2 tRNA genes and 1 rRNA gene are annotated in these 893 nt (G+C 51.5%); all 3 read right to left on the bottom strand.

The features are described 5' to 3' along the window. Positions 1-351 (bottom strand): 23S ribosomal RNA (locus FJW00_RS09700); the annotation flags it as partial. A gap of 201 nt (positions 352-552) precedes the next feature. Continuing rightward, a tRNA-Ala gene (locus FJW00_RS09705) sits at positions 553-628 on the bottom strand. 141 nt (positions 629-769) lie between these two features. After that, a tRNA-Ile gene (locus FJW00_RS09710) sits at positions 770-846 on the bottom strand. Positions 847-893 lie beyond the last annotated feature (47 nt).

Genomic DNA, 893 nt, shown 5'->3' on the forward strand with positions numbered 1-893 from the left:
TGTGCTTTTGTGTACGGGAGTATCACCCTGTACCCTGCGACTTTCCAGACGCTTCCACTAACACACATGCTGATTCAGGCTCTGGGCTGCTCCCCGTTCGCTCGCCGCTACTGGGGGAATCTCGGTTGATTTCTTTTCCTCGGGGTACTTAGATGTTTCAGTTCCCCCGGTTCGCCTTGCAGCACTATGTATTCATGCTGCAATGATGCACTGAGTGCACCGGGTTTCCCCATTCGGACATCGACGGCTGTAGCGGTTCATATCACCTTACCGTCGCTTTACGCAGATTAGCACGTCCTTCATCGCCTCTGACTGCCAGGGCATCCACCGTGTACGCTTAGTCACTTAACCTCACAACCCACAGGCGTTTTCACGCTGCAGACTGCAGGGATTTGAGAGACTCGAACATGTCGCCATTTCATTCTTATTACGGAGAATGAACGCGTCATGTCGTTTCAATTTTCAGCTTGTTCCGGATTGTTAAAGAGCATAATACGTCACAGCACACCGTCGCCGGTACGCTCTGAGGTATTTCAGAAAAAACAGCATGTATGGTGGAGCTAAGCGGGATCGAACCGCTGACCTCCTGCGTGCAAGGCAGGCGCTCTCCCAGCTGAGCTATAGCCCCATACAGTTACTGCAGAGACCACTACTACCAGGAGTTGCATTCTTCATGTAAAGAATGCGATTTTTTCTCAGGCAAGGCGTGCTGACGCGAAGCATAGTGAACTATGCGAGCCGTCGGCACAACGCAGCATGAGGACAAATCTGGTAGGCCTGAGTGGACTTGAACCACCGACCTCACCCTTATCAGGGGTGCGCTCTAACCACCTGAGCTACAAGCCTGTAGAGGTTTTTTCTGCTCGTGACTTTTTATCAGACAATCTGTGTGA

The sequence above is a fragment of the Pantoea anthophila genome, assembly GCF_006494375.1.
In the GTDB taxonomy this organism is placed as follows: domain Bacteria; phylum Pseudomonadota; class Gammaproteobacteria; order Enterobacterales; family Enterobacteriaceae; genus Pantoea; species Pantoea anthophila.